The organism is Rhodococcus sp. JS3073 (assembly GCF_026810085.1).
Lineage (GTDB): Bacteria > Actinomycetota > Actinomycetes > Mycobacteriales > Mycobacteriaceae > Rhodococcus_F > Rhodococcus_F wratislaviensis.
Window position 1 is genome coordinate 4,713,736 of the sequence record NZ_CP113951.1, and the last position, 15,848, is coordinate 4,729,583.

At 68.1% G+C, this 15,848-nt stretch carries 16 protein-coding genes; 6 read left to right on the plus strand and 10 right to left on the minus strand.

The window, feature by feature from the left end; translation table 11 throughout:
* From OYT95_RS21355 to OYT95_RS21390, 8 genes are read right to left on the minus strand one after another with little or no spacing between them, the layout of a single operon-like run.
* Positions 1-1,080 (minus strand): MSMEG_0565 family glycosyltransferase, encoded by a 1,080-nt coding sequence (locus OYT95_RS21355; RefSeq protein WP_268788960.1) that lies wholly within the window; start codon positions 1,078-1,080, stop codon positions 1-3.
* Position 1,081: 1 nt separating this feature from the next.
* Complete coding sequence (locus tag OYT95_RS21360) at positions 1,082-1,930, minus strand: carbon-nitrogen hydrolase family protein (RefSeq protein WP_037242814.1); 849 nt, start codon at positions 1,928-1,930, stop codon at positions 1,082-1,084.
* A 5-nt stretch (positions 1,931-1,935) separates the two neighbouring features.
* Positions 1,936-3,192, minus strand: coding sequence for an MSMEG_0569 family flavin-dependent oxidoreductase (locus OYT95_RS21365; protein WP_268788961.1), 1,257 nt, complete (start codon positions 3,190-3,192; stop codon positions 1,936-1,938).
* Positions 3,192-3,494 (minus strand): MSMEG_0570 family nitrogen starvation response protein, encoded by a 303-nt coding sequence (locus OYT95_RS21370; RefSeq protein WP_037242810.1) that lies wholly within the window; start codon positions 3,492-3,494, stop codon positions 3,192-3,194. Before OYT95_RS21370 ends, OYT95_RS21365 begins: the two co-directional genes overlap by 1 nt.
* On the minus strand, positions 3,487-4,443 hold the full coding sequence (locus OYT95_RS21375; RefSeq protein ID WP_268788962.1) for a carbon-nitrogen hydrolase family protein: 957 nt from the start codon (positions 4,441-4,443) through the stop codon (positions 3,487-3,489). Before OYT95_RS21375 ends, OYT95_RS21370 begins: the two co-directional genes overlap by 8 nt.
* Entirely contained in the window at positions 4,440-5,873 is a 1,434-nt protein-coding gene (locus OYT95_RS21380) for an MSMEG_0567/sll0787 family protein (RefSeq protein ID WP_268792258.1), read from the minus strand. Before OYT95_RS21380 ends, OYT95_RS21375 begins: the two co-directional genes overlap by 4 nt.
* 1 nt (position 5,874) lies before the next feature.
* Positions 5,875-6,933 (minus strand): MSMEG_0568 family radical SAM protein, encoded by a 1,059-nt coding sequence (locus OYT95_RS21385; protein WP_268788964.1) that lies wholly within the window; start codon positions 6,931-6,933, stop codon positions 5,875-5,877.
* A 10-nt stretch (positions 6,934-6,943) separates the two neighbouring features.
* Positions 6,944-7,468, minus strand: coding sequence for an MSMEG_0572/Sll0783 family nitrogen starvation response protein (locus tag OYT95_RS21390; protein WP_112300354.1), 525 nt, complete (start codon positions 7,466-7,468; stop codon positions 6,944-6,946).
* Between the two features lie 416 nt (positions 7,469-7,884).
* Between OYT95_RS21390 and OYT95_RS21395 the strand changes: the two genes are divergently transcribed.
* The 5 genes from OYT95_RS21395 (at position 7,885) to lexA (ending at position 13,349) form a co-directional block, all read left to right on the plus strand.
* A complete protein-coding gene (locus OYT95_RS21395) occupies positions 7,885-9,252 on the plus strand; it encodes a hemolysin family protein (RefSeq protein WP_268788965.1) in 1,368 nt (455 codons plus the stop codon).
* Positions 9,245-10,258 carry a hemolysin family protein gene (locus OYT95_RS21400; protein ID WP_112299882.1) on the plus strand — a complete coding sequence of 338 codons (1,014 nt, stop codon included), beginning with the start codon at positions 9,245-9,247 and terminating at the stop codon, positions 10,256-10,258. Before OYT95_RS21395 ends, OYT95_RS21400 begins: the two co-directional genes overlap by 8 nt.
* Positions 10,259-10,318: 60 nt before the next feature.
* Entirely contained in the window at positions 10,319-10,849 is a 531-nt protein-coding gene (locus OYT95_RS21405) for a hypothetical protein (protein ID WP_174233804.1), read from the plus strand.
* A 223-nt stretch (positions 10,850-11,072) separates the two neighbouring features.
* Positions 11,073-12,533, plus strand: coding sequence for a PepSY-associated TM helix domain-containing protein (locus OYT95_RS21410; protein ID WP_268788966.1), 1,461 nt, complete (start codon positions 11,073-11,075; stop codon positions 12,531-12,533).
* Positions 12,534-12,686: 153 nt separating this feature from the next.
* Complete coding sequence (lexA, locus tag OYT95_RS21415) at positions 12,687-13,349, plus strand: transcriptional repressor LexA (protein ID WP_268788967.1); 663 nt, start codon at positions 12,687-12,689, stop codon at positions 13,347-13,349.
* A 57-nt stretch (positions 13,350-13,406) separates the two neighbouring features.
* Here the strand turns inward: lexA and OYT95_RS21420 are convergent, their stop codons facing one another.
* Entirely contained in the window at positions 13,407-14,075 is a 669-nt protein-coding gene (locus tag OYT95_RS21420; protein WP_037242791.1) for an AIM24 family protein, read from the minus strand.
* Positions 14,076-14,096: 21 nt separating this feature from the next.
* On the minus strand, positions 14,097-14,573 hold the full coding sequence (locus tag OYT95_RS21425) for an Lrp/AsnC family transcriptional regulator (RefSeq protein WP_037242789.1): 477 nt from the start codon (positions 14,571-14,573) through the stop codon (positions 14,097-14,099).
* 135 nt (positions 14,574-14,708) lie between these two features.
* Here OYT95_RS21425 and pdhA point away from each other — a divergent pair, with 135 nt between their 5' ends.
* Complete coding sequence (gene pdhA / locus OYT95_RS21430; RefSeq protein WP_268788968.1) at positions 14,709-15,845, plus strand: pyruvate dehydrogenase (acetyl-transferring) E1 component subunit alpha; 1,137 nt, start codon at positions 14,709-14,711, stop codon at positions 15,843-15,845.
* The last annotated feature ends 3 nt before the right edge of the window (positions 15,846-15,848 follow it).

The window sequence follows — 15,848 nt, forward strand, 5'->3', positions numbered from 1 at the left end:
TCAGCGGTGTGCCGCGACCTCCCGGTAGAACTCGAGATGTTTCTGCGCGACGTCGTCCCATCGATGTGAGCGAGCGAAGGCGCGCCCCTCGTCGAGGGAGGAATCGTCGGCAGGTTCCGTCAGGGCGCGTGCCATCTCCTCGTAAGTGGACGCGTACCGGACCGTCCCGCGGAAGACCTCCCGCAGGACCGGCAGGTCGCGTGCGACGACGGGAACGCCCGCCGCCAGGGCTTCCATCGCGGCCAGCCCGAATCCTTCCTTGGTGGAGAGGAAGGCGAAGGAGCGCGCCTGGGCCACCAGTGCGGGGAGTTCGGCGTCGTCGATCGTTCCGAGAATGGTCGGTGTCACACCCAGCTCTGCGGCCCGCCGGTCGAACTCGTCCCGGTACCCCCGGTAGTCGAACAGGGTCTCGCCGCCGGCGAACACCAGCCGCAGGTCCGGTCGCTCCTTCACGAGTAGTGCGAACGACTCCACCAGGTCGATGCTGCCCTTGCGCGGTTCGATACCGCCGACCGCCAACACGTAGTCGCCCAATTCGGCGGCCCACCTGCAGCGGCGCCCGGTGTCCTCGCGGGCTTCCTCGAATCGGGCGGCGTCCACGCCGTTCGGGATGACGGCGCAGTCGAGACCCCACCCGGCGGAGACCTCCGCGGCGACGGCCGCGGACACGCAGATCCGCGCGTACGGATCCACGATTGCGCGCTCGTGGCAGGCGGCCAGCGCGGGCGTCGTGAACTGGTCGAGATGGTGGATGGTTCGCACGCACCGCCCGACGGCGTTGGCACTGATGCAGTCCTGCGCGTGGACGATGTCGTAGGCCTCCGCTGTGAAGGCGGCGCGCATCGTCTCGATGGATCGGAGGATCCGCTCACCGACGGTCTCGTCGTCGACGTGTGCGAACGGCACCACCCGCACGGTGACAGTCGGGTCGACCGGACGGAAGAATGCGGCGTCGCCGTGCCTGCCCAGGGTCCAGACCGTCACGTCCGCGCCCTGCCGTGCGAGGGCCTCGGCCAACGCCAGCGTGTGCACGACTCCGCCTCGCGGTTTGGTCGAATAGGTCAGAAGCGCGATCCGCACGTCAGTATTCTCCTCGGTCCAGCAGGCTCCGGTAGGTGTCGATGCGGCGCTCCTCCAGGTGCCGCAGCACCTTCCTTGCCCGGTTCACCTCGTAGTCGACGTCGAGTTCGGCGACGGCGAGGCCGCCCTTCGTCCCCGTTCGCGCGAGCACGTCGCCGCCCGGGCCCACCACCTTGGCCTGACCGAGGAACCGCAGTCCACCCTGGATTCCGGTCTGGTTGGACGACACGAGGACCACCTGGTTCTCGGCGGCCCGCGCCGAGTCGTACAGATCGAACAGGCGTGATTGCCTGTCCTGCGTCATGCGCGCCGCCCGGTCCGTGATGCTGGCCGGCCACGCGGACAACGCGGCGATGATCCGCGCGCCGTCGAGCGCGAGGGTGCGGGCCGATTCCGGGAACGTCTTGTCGTAGTCGATCAGCATCCCGATCCGGCCCACCGGTGTGTCGAAGGCGGTGAAAGAGTCACCCGCTGCGTACGCCAGGGATTCCCCGGCCGGTTGATGCACCTTGCGGTGACTGCCCAGCACACCGTCGCCGGTTACGCAGGCGGCGGCGTTGTATCGCACCCCGTCGCACAGTTCCGTGTACCCGATGCAGACCGTCATGCGGCCCGCCATCTTCGCGACGGCCTGCAGTTCCGGGCTGTCCGCGGCGAGCGCGGGTGGGAGTTCCTCCGTGTCCGGTCGCCGGAGGTCCGAGATGTAGCCGCCGAGGCAGGCGTCGGGCAGGACGAGCAGGTCCACCCCGTCGTTCGTCGCACTCTCGATCAGCGCCTGCAACTTCAGGAGCGCGCGATCGATGTCGCGGCCGAAGTGCCCCGCCAACGCTGCCAACCGTGTCGTCACCATAGGCGTCAGGCTAGTGTTGCCGTCGCCGGCAACACACCCGCTTCCAGTTCGATGCGGTCCGCCAGGTACTCCGCGTCCCGCGCGACTCCCGCGAACCGTCCCGAACCCCACGTGTGCTGCCACGGAAGGCCGAGGAAGTACAGCCCGGGCACCGCGGTGACGCCGCGGTTGTGGGTGGGATGGCCCTCACCGTCGAACACGCCCGCGCGGAGCCACCGGTAGTCGGTCCGGAAACCGATGGACCACACCACCGACGTGATGCCCGACGTCGACAGTTCCAACTCGGTGACCTCACGTTCGGGACGCCAGACCGGCACGTACCGTTCCTCGCGCGGCGCATCGATGCCCGCGCGGTCGATGTACGCGTCGATGGAATCCTTGATGCTCTGACTGACGGCGTCGGCGGCATCGAGCGACGACTCCAGCGTGGGCGCGAACCGCAGGGTTCCGTCCACGACGTCGAGCAGCCGCCCGTACAGACGCATTCCTGCGAGCGCGAAGGCACGGAGGTCGATGTCGCGGCCACCGTCCCGGCCGGTGACGTAGTGGTTGGTGTTCTCGCGTTTGCCCAGACCGCCCGGGTGATCGGCGATCGAGACGTCGTAGGTGCCCATGTCGTGCAGCCAGGCCACGCAGTCCCGTCCGCGGTAGAACCGCGCGACCCGCGGAGCCCCACCGGTGACGAGGTGGACGGTGCGGCCCGCGAGATGAAGATCCTCCGCGATCTGGGCGCCGGACTGGCCGTTGCCGACCACCATCACCTCGCCCGCGGGCAGGTCGCCGGCGCTCCGGTACTGCGACGAGTGCATTTGGGTGATGCCGGCGGGCAGCCGTTCGGCGAACCGGGGCACGACCGGTGTGTGATACCCGCCGACCGCGACCACGACGTGGTCGGCGCGCATCGGACCTTCCGTCGTGTCCACGTCGAACCCTCCGGAACCCGACTGACGCACCGAGACCACCGTGACCCCTTCGCGCACAGGAGGATCGAAGGTGTCGGCGTACCCGCGCACGAACTGGTAGGTCTGCTCGCGGTTCATGAACCCGTCCGGATCGCCGCCCGAGTAGCTGTATCCCGGAAGGGTGCACTGCCAGTTCGGGGTGACGAGAGTGAAGCTGTCCCAGCGACTGTCGCGCCACTCGTGGGCGATCGAGTCTCGTTCGAGCACCACGTGGTCGATTCCACGCTGCACCAGATGCCAGCTGATCGACAGACCGGCCTGGCCGCCGCCGATCACGACGACTGTGTGTTGTTCGGTCATCACGACTCTCCGGGGAGTGAAGCCGGGTTCATCTCGAGGACCCGGACGAGGGATTGGGGGTCGAGGGTGCGGCCGGCGCGTTCGAGTTCCTGCATCTGCTCGGACGCGGACGTGCAGTACATCCCGAACTTGGCACGAACCCGCTCACTGGCCTCGGTGAGCGCCGTCGTCGTGCGGGTGAGGAAATCGGCGACCGTGTAGTCCTCCCCGGCCACCAGGTGGTCGTGCATGACCAGCGACGGGGAGTAGCAGGACTGGGTGTTTCCGTCCGGCCACCGCACCGTGAACGTCATCTCAGGCATCGACGGGCTCCAGTTCGGCTGTCGTGGTGCGGAGGAACGACGGTCGGGCCGTCGCGTCGAGCCGGGTGCCGCTCACCCGGTTGTCCGCGACGACGTCTCCGTACAGTTCCGGCCGGCGGTCGCGGAGGTTGTACATCCCGCCGCTGCGAATCGCGTCCAGTTCGGCCTGCACATCCAGCGTGGCCGAGGCGAGGCCGGGTTCCACGCCTGTGGTGGCGAGGATCTCGCCGCCGGGGCCGACGATCTTCGCGCTGCACACGAACCGGAGCGAACCGAACGTCCCCGCCTGATTCGACGCCACCCAGACCACTTGATTCTCCGTGGCCCGCGCGCGGTCGTAGATGTCGAATCTCTGCTTCCACCGGTCGTCTTCGGGATTCTCGACCCGGTTGGTGCGGGCGGTGGGCCACGCCGACAGCGACGTGATGATCTCCGCGCCGTCGAGGGCGAGCGTCCTCGCGGCCTCGGGAAAGGCCTTGTCGTAACAGATCTGCATGCCCATCCGTCCGACCGGTGTGTCGAATGCCTCGTACTTGTCGCCGGCGCGGTAGCAGAGGTTCTCCCCCAGCGGCTGGTGTACCTTGCGGTACGAGCCGAGTACTCCGTCGCCGTGCAGCGTCACCGCGGCGTTGTACCGGTCGGCGCCGTCGGCCTCGCAGAATCCGAGGGTAATCACCAGGTCGCCGGCCATGTCGACGACCCGCCGGATCTCGGGCCCGTCCAATTCCAGTGCGGGCGGGAGGCTGCGGAGCCGACGCTGCCGCTGCTCCTCGCTTTCGTCGCCTCCGCCCAGGCTGGGCAGGTAGCCGCCCAGGCAGGCCTCCGGAAGCACGAGTAGCGAACTCCCGGCCGCCCGCGCCTGCCCGATCAATTCACCGATTGTGCGGTACGCCTGTTCCATGTCGCGGCCGAACTCTGCTGCCGCAACGGAGATTCCGATGTCAGTCATGCTCTTCCCAATCCTGTGACCGTGGATTGCACCACGCGTGTCGTTACGCCGTCGGGCCAGCGAAGGCTGACCCCCGGCTCGTATGTCAGTTCCCCGCAGGCAGCCGAGGTGGCCGGTCCGGCGGGCGCCACCGCGCTACCCCGCCGATCGGCAGTGACCATCGCGAACCCGGGAAAGCACGTCATCCAGTCGCCCGCCGTCGTCCCGCGCGGTCGCGGGACCGATGCGACGTCGAGGACGGCGCCGAGTCCACTCGCCTCGGCGAGCATTCCGGTGGTGCCGGCGATCCCCGCCATGCTGATGTCCTTCGCCGCGGCGGGGCGGGTGCGGGCGACGAACGAGGCCATGTCCCGCAGTGCGTCCGAGCTGCGATGAGACGTCGAATCCCACTGTTGTCCGGTATATCCCGGCCGCCACTGCCCGTCGAGATCTGCCGTGAGCGTGAGCTCGTCGCCGACCCGGCCACCACCCGCGGGCACCGGATCCGCGGTGCGCCCGAGCGCCGTCACCGACAGCGCCGCGGGAACACCGAGTTGGGTGTGGCCGCCCAGTACCGGTACGTTCCACGCCTCCGCAGCCCGACTGAGCCCACGGATCACCTTCGACAGGATCGACGTGTTCGGGGCGCCGACCGAGTCGAGCATTCCGACCGGGACGGCACCCATCGCCGACAGATCGTTGAGATTGACGAGGGCGGCGCACCAACCGGCCCACTCGGGATCACGCTGAACCATGGACGGCAGGATGGCGTCACACGCCGCGATCAGGTCGCTGCCCGGTACGGGTGCGCCGTCGTCGCCGCGGAACCCGCTGCCGCCGAGCGCTTCACCGTGCACGCCGAAGGGTGCCAATGTGTCGGCCAGACACGACTTCGTGCTCTGGACCAGACGCTCGACTCGATCGATCGGCCACGTCATGTGCACGTGTGGCGCGCCCGCTACCGTGACGTCTCCCATCCGCGTCCAGCCCAGGTGAGCGAACATCGTTTCGTTCTGGCTCTGTACGGTGGCGTCGAACCGCAACACACCGCGGGATTCGGCGTGGGCGCAGGCGGCGCGCACGAGTGCCTTCCCGATTCCCCTGCTGTTCCGGACGTTTCGACCCACCACGAGGCGGCTTCCCGCCCACCAGCCGAGGTCGGTGCCGTCCGTCATCGGTGCGAGGCGAACACCGCCGAGCACCTCGCCGGTGGTGCTGATCGCCACGAGCACCACGGTCCGGGGATCGTCGTCGACATCGTCCCGGTCGCTGGCGGTGAACAGTCCCTGTTCCACGACGAACGTCTCACGCCGCAGTCGTCGGTACGCCTCGGTCATCACGCGACCGGTGGCGGGTTGCACGAGGAAGTTCCGCTGCGACTCCTGAATCGACGGCCCGGTGAGGACGGCGAAGTCGGAAGGAGTGCTCTCGGCGGTCGGCAGGTCCCACATGTCAGCCTCCGGCATTCTGAAGGACGCTGCAGGCCCCGCACGCGGCGCAGCCCGCCTTCTGGTCGGCGCCGCGCATGCCGCCCGCCTGCAATTCCTTCGCCACCCGCGAGGTGACGTCGGCGAGCAGGGCGGGCGACGGCGCCTGCGCCCCCTCCTCGACGGCCAGTGTGCCGGCGAGCGGCCGGAACGGGACGACGAACGGGTAGACACCCATGTCGATCAGTTCGGCTGCGCCCGAGACCAATTCGTCGGGATCCTCACCGAGCCCGACCAGCAGGTACGTCGACACCTGATTCCGTCCGAAGACCCGTACCGCCTCGCGCCACGCCGCCCGGTACTCGTCCAGCGGAACCGTCGCCTTGCCGGGCATCCAGCGCCGCCGAACCTCGTCGTCCAAGGACTCCACGTGGATGCCGATGGAATCGGCCCCCGCGTCCCGGAGATCCGTGATGGTCCCGAGATCGCCGGGCGGTTCGCACTGCACCTGGATGGCGAGGTCCGGGGCCACTGCCTTGACGGCCGCGACGCATCGCGCCAGGTGACGGGCACCGCGATCCTTGGCCGCCGACGTGCCCGTGGTCATGATCATCTGGGTGACGCCGTCGAGGCGCACGGCGGCTTCGGCGACCTCGGCGAGTTGTTCGGGCTTCTTCACCGCGATGGTCGAGCCGGACTGCAGTGATGCCTCGATCGAGCAGAACCGGCACCGCTGTGCCGGGTCGTATCGAATGCAGGTCTGGACCACGGTCGTGGCGAGGACGTTCGTCCCGTGCAGCCGGGCGATCTTCTCGTAGGAGATGCCGTCGACGGTGTCCAGGTCGTAGAACCGGGGCCGGCGTACCGGCTCGATCTCCACTCCCATGTCGGTGCCGTTCATCAGCAGGCGGTTTCCGCTGACTTCGTACGGGCTGTCGGACCGGATGGGGATGGCGCCGCCGATCCCGCCGATCAGCACATGGCCGTCGTCGCTGGGGCCGGCGCCGGAAGTCCGGGTCACCGGGACGTTCAGTGACCGAATCCCACGTACTGCTACGTCAACTCGTGTCGAGAGATCGCTCATGGTTCACACCTCAGACCATGTATGTGGAGTTGATGATGGCGCCCTTGCGGGAGTAATGGATGATGGCGTCCTGCACATCGAGGGGATGTGCGGGCACGACGCCCTCGATCAGGTCCTCTTCCCTTCCGCCGTGCAGCGCGAGGCCGAAGCGGCACGCGAAGACGGTCCCACCTTCGGCGATGAACGTCGCGAGTGCGTCGTTGATGTTCTGCTCGCCCGGGAAGCCGTTGTCGCCGGTGGTCGGAAAACCGCGTGTTGCAAGGCAGTTGAGAGCGCCGGGGCCGTAGAAATAGATCGCGGACTCGAAACCTTTGCGCAGTGCGCGGGTTGCCTGCAGGACGGCGACGAAGCTGACGGAGGATTCGTGCGCGATGCCGTGCACCAGCGTGAAGTAGGACTCGCCGTCCTCGGCCTTGTAGTCGGGGAAGATCTTCGTCGACCCGTAGATGTTGCTGCCCTTCGGCAGCACCGGGTGGGGAATCTCGCCGAGTGACTTCTGGATGTTCTCGGCGATGGTGGTCTCGATGTCGGTCACAGGGGACTCCTGGTTGTTCGTGGGGCGGAGGCGCCCGAAGGGCCTGAACGCGCTGATGAGATGCTGGGGGGCGACGGCTCGGGCGTAGACTTCGATGTCCGTTCGCTCCGACTGGGAAACGTGCACTGCGTACTCCGCCGACCTGAAACAAGTACACGGTTCGGTGATTTCCGAATGGTCACGCGCGGAACAAGCTCAGGTTTCGTAACCCTCACCGCGGCCCCAATCCGGAAATCCGGCTGTAACACTTTCCTGTGGCGTCACATCCCGTCGGCGGCAAGAGTAAAGAGTCCTTTACTATGGGTGATTCGTACCCCGACTGCAGAGAGAGCCATGACCAGCGCTTCGCGCCCCCGAAGACCCAGCCCGCCCCAGAATGATCACCGCAGTCCCGGACGCAGGGCGCGGGTGAATCCATGGTGACCGTCCTGAGCATCGGCTTCGGCGTCCTCGTCGTTCTACTGATCACCGCCCTGACCGGCTACTTCGTCGCCCAGGAATTCGCGTACATGTCGGTCGATCGCTCGCGGCTCAAAGCCCGGGCCGAGGCGGGAGACGTGGGCGCCGCCCGGGCCCTCGGCGTCACTCGCCACACCTCGTTCATGCTCTCCGGCGCGCAGCTGGGCATCACCGTCACCGGCCTGCTCGTCGGTTACGTCGCCGAACCCCTGATCGGCCGCGGCCTCGGTGAGCTCCTCGGCGGCGTCGGCATCCCCACCGCGGTCGGGATCGGCGCCGGCGCCGTCCTCGCCGTCCTGTTCTCCACCTTCGTCCAGATGCTCTTCGGTGAGCTCTTCCCGAAGAACCTGGCGATCGCCCGGCCCGAACCGGTGGCCCGGTGGCTCGCGCTGTCGACCACGGTCTACCTGAAACTCTTCGGCTGGTTGATCTGGCTGTTCGACCAGTCGTCGAACCTGCTGCTGCGCGCGCTGCGGATCGAGCCGGTCCACGACGTCGAACACTCGGCCACCGCGCGCGACCTCGAACACATCGTCGCCGAATCCCGCGACGCCGGTGAGCTGCCGCGGGAACTGTCGACCCTGCTCGACCGGATCCTCGACTTCCCCACCCGCACGGCCGGGCACGCCATGATTCCGCGTGCCCACGTCGACACCGTCCGGGCCACCGATTCCCTGGGCAGTGTTCTCGAGAAGATGGGCGCGGGACACACCCGCTACCCCGTGGTCGGGAGTTCCTCCGACGATCTGCTCGGCGTCATCCACCTCCACGACCTGCTCGGCGACCAGGCCGACGGGACGGCCGCGTCCTGGGCCCGTACGGCCGTGGTCGTGCCGACGTCCCTGCCTCTGCCCGACGTGCTGGAACAGCTGACAGCTGCCCGGGACGAGATGGCCCTCGTCGTCGACGAGTACGGCGGTTTCGCGGGTGTCATCACGGTCGAGGACCTCGCGGAGGAACTCGTCGGTGAGATCGCCGACGAACACGATCCCGACGGCGACGCCTCGGTGACGGGGTCGGCGTCCGAAGGTTGGACGATGCCCGGCGATCTGCACATCGACGAGGTGGAGCGCATCCTCGGACACGACCTCCCGCCCGGTGACTTCGAGACGCTTGCGGGTGCCGTCATCGCCGGGTTCGGCGGTCTCCCCGTCGTCGGTGACGTCGTCGCGATCCGGTTGAACCCGGACCCGTCCTATCTGATCAACAACGTCGACCTACCCGTCCGTAGCCTCGCCGCCGAGGTGCGGGCAATCGACAAGCACGTCCCGTCCTCGCTGTTCGTGAGGCTCCGCATCCTGGAGAGTGACTCGACCGATGAGTAGTCCGTGGGTCATCGTGCTCGTCACCGTCGGGTTGATCGCGGCCAGCGCGTTCTTCGTGGCGATCGAGTTCGCGTTGATCGCTGCCCGTCGCCACCGGCTCGAGGACGCCGCCCCCACCAGCAGGGCGGCCCGCGCGGCTCTGCGCAGCGCATCCGAGTTGTCCGTGCTGCTGGCGGGATCCCAGCTGGGTATCACGGTCTGCACCCTTGCGCTCGGTGCCGTCACGAAGCCGGCCGTGCATCACTGGCTCACCCCGGCCTTCGAGGGGTGGGGTGCCCCGCTGTGGCTGGCGGACGTGCTCGGATTCATCCTCGCCCTGATCATCGTCACGTTCCTGCATCTCGTCGTCGGTGAGATGGCACCGAAGTCGTGGGCGATCGCGCACCCGGAGAAATCGGCGACCCTGCTGGCGATCCCGATGCGCGGGTTCATGTGGGCCACCCGCCCGCTGCTGTCGGTGCTGAACCGGATGGCGAACCGGTGTCTGCGAAGGTTCGGCGTGGAACCGGTCGACCAGGTCGGGGCCGGGCAGGATCCCGACGCGCTGCGTCACCTCGTCGAGCACTCGGCGACCGTCGGCACGCTCGACGAGCGGTACCACGGCCAACTGACCAGCGCCCTGAAACTCCAATCGCTCGCCGTGCGAGACATGGTGCGGCCGAACACCACCCCGAGCAGTGTCGCCACCGATGCGACTGCGGCGGCGATCAAGGCGGCCGCCGATCGAAGCGGCCACCTCCGGCTGCTCGTGCGCGACGAGGACGGGATCAAGGGTGTGGTCCACGCCCGGGACAGCCTGCGAGCCGGCGCCGCAGTGACGGCCGCCGACCTCATGCGCCCGGTGCTGACCCTCGACGCGGACGCCGCCGTGTACGAGGCACTGCACACCATGCGCGAGACCCGCAGCCATCTCGCGATCGTCACCGACAACGGTCAACTGACCGGTGTCGTCACATTGACGGACGTCCTCGCGCGACTGCGCCCGGCGGCCGGGACTACCGCCTGACCCGCTTCGCCCACCGCGGCCGGGTCCCGCGGTGAGCATCGGAGGCGGTACCCTCGCGGGGTGAATTCACGGTTGGAGGTGGTCGCGCGGGTGCGCGGCTCCTTCGTGGGTTCACTGTCCGGCGCGGTCAGCATCGCCGCGCACGGCATCGGTGGAGGCGGAATGCCCCCGAGCGATGGCTCGGTGGTGCTGCTTCTCGCGGCATGCGCCGCAGTCGGCGCTTCGGTCGCCGCGGTTCGGGTGGCCACCCGCGAATGGTTGTTCGTGCTGTCGGTGCTCGCAGCCGGGCAGCTGATCGGCCACACCACGCTGGCATTGGCCGCTGACCATTCCCACGGCCTCGGGCTCTCCACCCCGATGATCGCCGCGCACCTCGCCGCGATCGCGGTGGCGGCGGTGCTGGTCCGGTCCGCCGAACGTGCCTGCCTGAGGGCGCTGGCGGCGTTGTCGCGCATCGTTCTCGCCGTCCTGGCCCCGTTGCAGGTCGACACCGGCACCTGGACGGCGACCCCGGTCTACCGCGCGAAGCTCTCGTTGTGGCTGCTGGTCGCCGCGGGCGCCGGCACCCGCGGACCACCCGCTCTCGTCTAGTCGAATCCTTCCTCACCGCCTTCCCGGCACACACGTCAGACGTGTGGTCGTCGGTTCGGCGTGTTCTCACGGCACCAGCAGACTCCCCGGTGAGTCACGGTGCCGATCCCTTCCTGAGTCGGCGCATCCCCGACCTGTGACCTCGAGGTGCCCAGCGCACCCCGCAGTGTGCGGCCTCGAGGGCGCTGGGTGCCCGTCTCACCCGATTCGAAGCGAGATCGTCATGTCCATCCCTGAACTCGAACGCGACACACCGGTCGCGCCCGACCCTGCGTCGAAAGACTCCTCGCCGCCGCGCAGTTTCCGGCCACTGATCCTGCGCCTGCACTTCTACGCGGGGATCCTGGTGGCCCCGTTCCTGGTGATCGCCGCTGTCAGCGGCGGCCTCTACGCCCTCGCACCATCCGTCGAGCAGCTCGTCTACCGCGACTACCTGCACGTCGATTCGACCGGCCCGGACCTGCCGATGTCCGAACAGGTGCGGGCCGCGCAGCAGGTTCGCCCGGATCTCGCCGTCGCCGCCGTGCGCCCGGCGACCGATTCGGGTGACACGACCCAGGTGATGTTCACCGACCCCAGCCTGGGGGAGTCCGAACGCCTCGCGGTCTTCGTCGATCCCGACACCGCGCGGTCGGTGGGTGAGCTGGTGGTGTACGGCAGCAGTGGGGCGCTGCCGATGCGGACCTGGATTTCGCAGTTGCACCGACATCTGCACCTGGGCGAGCCCGGCCGCATCTACAGCGAGCTCGCCGCTTCGTGGCTGTGGGTGATCGCGCTCGGTGGCGTGTACCTGTGGGTGCAGCGCTACCGCACCACCCGGGCCCGCAACGCGGAGGCCGCCAGGCTGTGGACGCTCGACCGGTCGAGCCGCGGACGCAACCGCACCCTGAGCTGGCACGGGGTGGTCGGTATCTGGATCGCGGTCGGCCTGGTGTTCCTCTCGGCCACGGGTCTGACGTGGTCGCGGTACGCGGGCGAGAACGTCGACGAACTCCGTACCGCCCTGAGCTGGACCACCCCCAAGATCGACAAGACGCTGGATTCGGCGCCCGCTTCCGGCGCCGCCGCATCGGGCGATCACGGCGGGCACGGCGCAGGGCACATCCCCGCGTCGGATCCGGGAATCGTCGACAGCACCGTGGGCGAACTCGATACCGTCCTCGACGTGGCTCGGCGGGGCGGTGTCACCGGTGCTGTCGAGGCGACCGTTCCCGCCGACGCGGGCACCGCGTTCACGGTCACCCAGACCCGCGAACCGTGGCAGTTCTCGACCGACTCGATCGCGGTCGACGGGGCCACGGGCACTGTGACGGACGTGTCGCGATTCGGTGACTGGCCGCTCGCGGCGAAGCTGACCTCCTGGGGCATCGCCCTGCACATGGGGTTGCTGTTCGGCCTGCTCAACCAGTTGGTCCTGGCCGCCCTCGCGGTGGCACTGCTCGCGGTCATCGTCCGCGGCTACCTCCTGTGGTGGCGGCGCCGGCCCACCCGCGGCACCGCGCGGGCAGTGGGCAGGCCGCCGATGCGGGGAACCTGGCGCCGAATCCACCCGGCCGCAGCCGTGGCCGGAGTCGCCTGCGTCGTCCTCGTCGGCTGGTTCGTTCCGCTGCTCGGCCTCAGCCTCCTCGCGTTCCTGATCGTCGACGTCGCGGTCGGCGCTCTCGCCCGCACCCGGGCAGGGTGAGCGAAAAGGGCTCCCCGCCAGGTCGAGGTTTCCGTCGGCGGCATCTCCTCGGGAGGTGCCGCCGGGTTTTCGAACGATCCGGCAGGTGCACCACGCATCGACCGGCCTTACGCCGTGCTCGAGGGGGCTGTCGTCACCCCCTACCATTCTTCGGTGACCGATTACGACGATCTCGACATGTTCGGCGGCCTCGACGCCTCCACCCTGCCACCCCGCCAGCAGCGGATTCTGGCAACGATCCGGGACTGGGTGGCTGCACACGGATGCCCGCCGAGCACCCGACAGATCGGGGACGCGGTGGGCCTGCGGTCGGCGTCGTCGGTGTCCAAGCATCTGAAGAGCCTCGAGGAAAAGGGCTTTCTCCGCAGGGGCACGGCCATGGCTCGGCAGTTGGACGTGCGCCCGTTCCTGTCCGAGGCGAAGCACGGAGGCTCGTCCGACAACAATGTGACGGTACCGGTAGTCGGCGACATCGCTGCCGGCGCACCGATCCTCGCGGAGGAGCACGCCGATGAGATGCTGACGCTCCCTCGCGAGCTCGTCGGCTCCGGCACCGTGTTCGGGTTGCGTGTGCGCGGCGAGTCGATGATTGACGCCGCGATCTGCGATGGCGATGTCGTTGTGGTGCGCCGCCAGGACGAAGCCCATTCCGGCGAGATCGTCGCCGCGATGATTGATGGCGAGGCCACTGTGAAGGTGCTGCGGCGCCGCGATGGCCACGTCTTCCTCGAGCCCCGTAATCCCGCCTATACCGCGATTGACGGCGACGACGCAGTCGTCCTGGGCAAGGTGGTATCGGTGATGCGCCGGATCTGAGGATTGCGCAACCTGAACGGTTCAACCCTCCTCACCAAGGCTGGGTCGGCAGACCCCTCACGGTTTGGGAACCGGGTGCCCCTCCGACGCCTGGACGACGACGATGCCGTTTCCGGTGAGGCACAGCTGATAGGCCTCACCGGAACCTCGGCCGATCGCGGCGGCCATCTTCGCGGTCTTGCGGATCGTCGAATTCAGGCCGGTCGACCACAGCACCGCGCTCTGCATGTCGACGTAGGTGGGGGTGTCCACGTTCAGGACGACGGGGGTGCCGTAGATGGTGACGGCGAGGACGCCGCGGCCGGTGAACGTGGTGTTGAACAGTCCGCCGCTGAGCATGGACGCGCCTTCGACGCGGTTGATGTCCCAGCTCAGCGAACTGTCGAATGCGAGAACGTTGGAACCGCTGACGGTCACCGACTCGTCCTCGAGTTCGAGCAGGAAGATCTCGTCGGCGTCGCGGGCGAGGAACACGTCGCCGCTGCCGGACACCTTCATCAGCGACATGCCCTCGCCGGTCAGCGCCTTCTTGAAGAACTTCCCGACGCCGCCGCTGCCCTGGTAGGCGAAGTCGACGTCACCCTGGTAGGCGACCATCGACCCCTGCCGGGCAAAGAAGTGGCCGCTGGTTCCGGCCAAGTCCACCTTGAGCATTCGGGGATTCTGTAGCACGAAGGTGCCCGGTTCACCACTGCGTTCCGCGTTCTTCATCAGGTCGCTGCGCATGACGGAATCCTATCCGCCCCGTCAACGAACCCATTCCGGTCCCGGCCCGTTGTCTTCCTCGAAGATCAGCCACGTCTTGGTCGACTGCACCCCTTCGAGGCTCTGCAACCGTTCGAGGACGACATGGCGCAGTGCGCTGTTGTCCGGTGCGCGCACCAGGACGAGAACGTCGAAATCGCCGCCCAGCAGCGAGAAGTGCTCGACGAAGGGCAGTGTCCGGAGCTGGGTGGAGATGCCCCGCCACGAGTCCTGCCGGATCGAGAGGGCGATGAAGGCGGACGAGCCGAGTCCCGCCTTGGAGTGCGAGATCCGGGTGGTGAAGCCTTCGATGATTCCCGCCTCCTGCAACCGCTCGATGCGGACGTAGGCGTGCGCGCGGGAGATGTGCGCCTTCTCCGCCAGCGCTCGCATCGAGATGCGGCTGTCGGCGACGAGTTCCTTGATGATGCGTCGATCGATCGCGTCGAGTTCGTACGTGTCGGTTGTGTCGCCGGCCATCTGTCCATCCCTGCTGTGGTCGCTCACACTCCGGTGAGACATTCTGCTCCCGATGAGCTGATTCTAGACCGTTTGTCTCTGATTCTTCCTTGTCGTTGTCTATCGGTCGTTCTGTTGCGAGCATTGACGAACACAATGCATCTGGAGGTAGTCGTGACGCTCGTAGAGCCGCCGGTGGCGAGGCCGTATCGGAAGTTCCTTCCCGCCGAGCGTGCGGTGCAGTATCTGGACGCGGCCGGCGAGCTGACCGAGAGCGAGGCCCGGTATCCGAGACCCGCCGACGACCGTCTGGTGGAGATGTACCGGAACATGGTGCTGGGCAGGCGCTTCGATCAGCAGGCGACAGCTCTGACCAAGCAGGGCCGGCTGGCTGTCTATCCGTCGTCGCGTGGTCAGGAGGCCTGCCAGATCGCGGCGGCGATGAGCCTGCACCCCGGCGACTGGATGTTCCCCACCTATCGCGACTCGGTGGCCCTCGCCGCCCGCGGCATCGACCCGGTACAGATCCTCAGCATGCTCGCCGGCGACTGGCACTGCGGCTACGACCCCGCCGCCCACCGCAGCGCACCGCAGTGCACCCCGCTGGCCACCCAGTTGCTGCACGCGACCGGTGTCGCCTACGGCGAACACCGCAAGGGAAACGACACCGTCGCCCTGGCGTTCTGCGGCGACGGCGCGACCAGCGAGGGCGACTTCCACGAGGCCCTCAACTTCGCCGCCGTGTTCAAGGCCCCGGTGGTGTTCCTGGTGCAGAACAACGGATTCGCGATCAGCGTGCCCCTCGCCCGGCAGAGCGCCGCACCCAGCCTGGCGCACAAGGGCGTCGGCTACGGAATCGGCTCCGAGCAGGTGGACGGCAACGACCCCGTGGCCATGCTCGCCGTGATGGACGAGGCCGCGAGATTCGTCCGTGCCGGTAACGGCCCGGTCATCGTCGAAGCCCACACCTACCGGATCGACGCGCACACCAACGCCGACGACGCCACCCGCTACCGCGACTCGTCCGAGGTGGAGCAGTGGCTCGGACGCGACCCACTGGCCCGGCTGGAGAAGTACCTGCGCGGGAAGGGCCTGCTCGACGACGAATCGTCGGCAGCCCTCACCGCGGACGCCGAGGCCGCCGCGTCGGCGCTGCGTGCCGGCATGAACGTCGACCGAGCCGGCGACCCCATGGACCTGTTCCGGTACGTCTTCGCCGAACCCACCCCGCAACTTCGCGAGCAGCAAGCACAGGTCCAGGCCGAGTTGGCCGCCGAGTCCGAGGAGAACTGACAC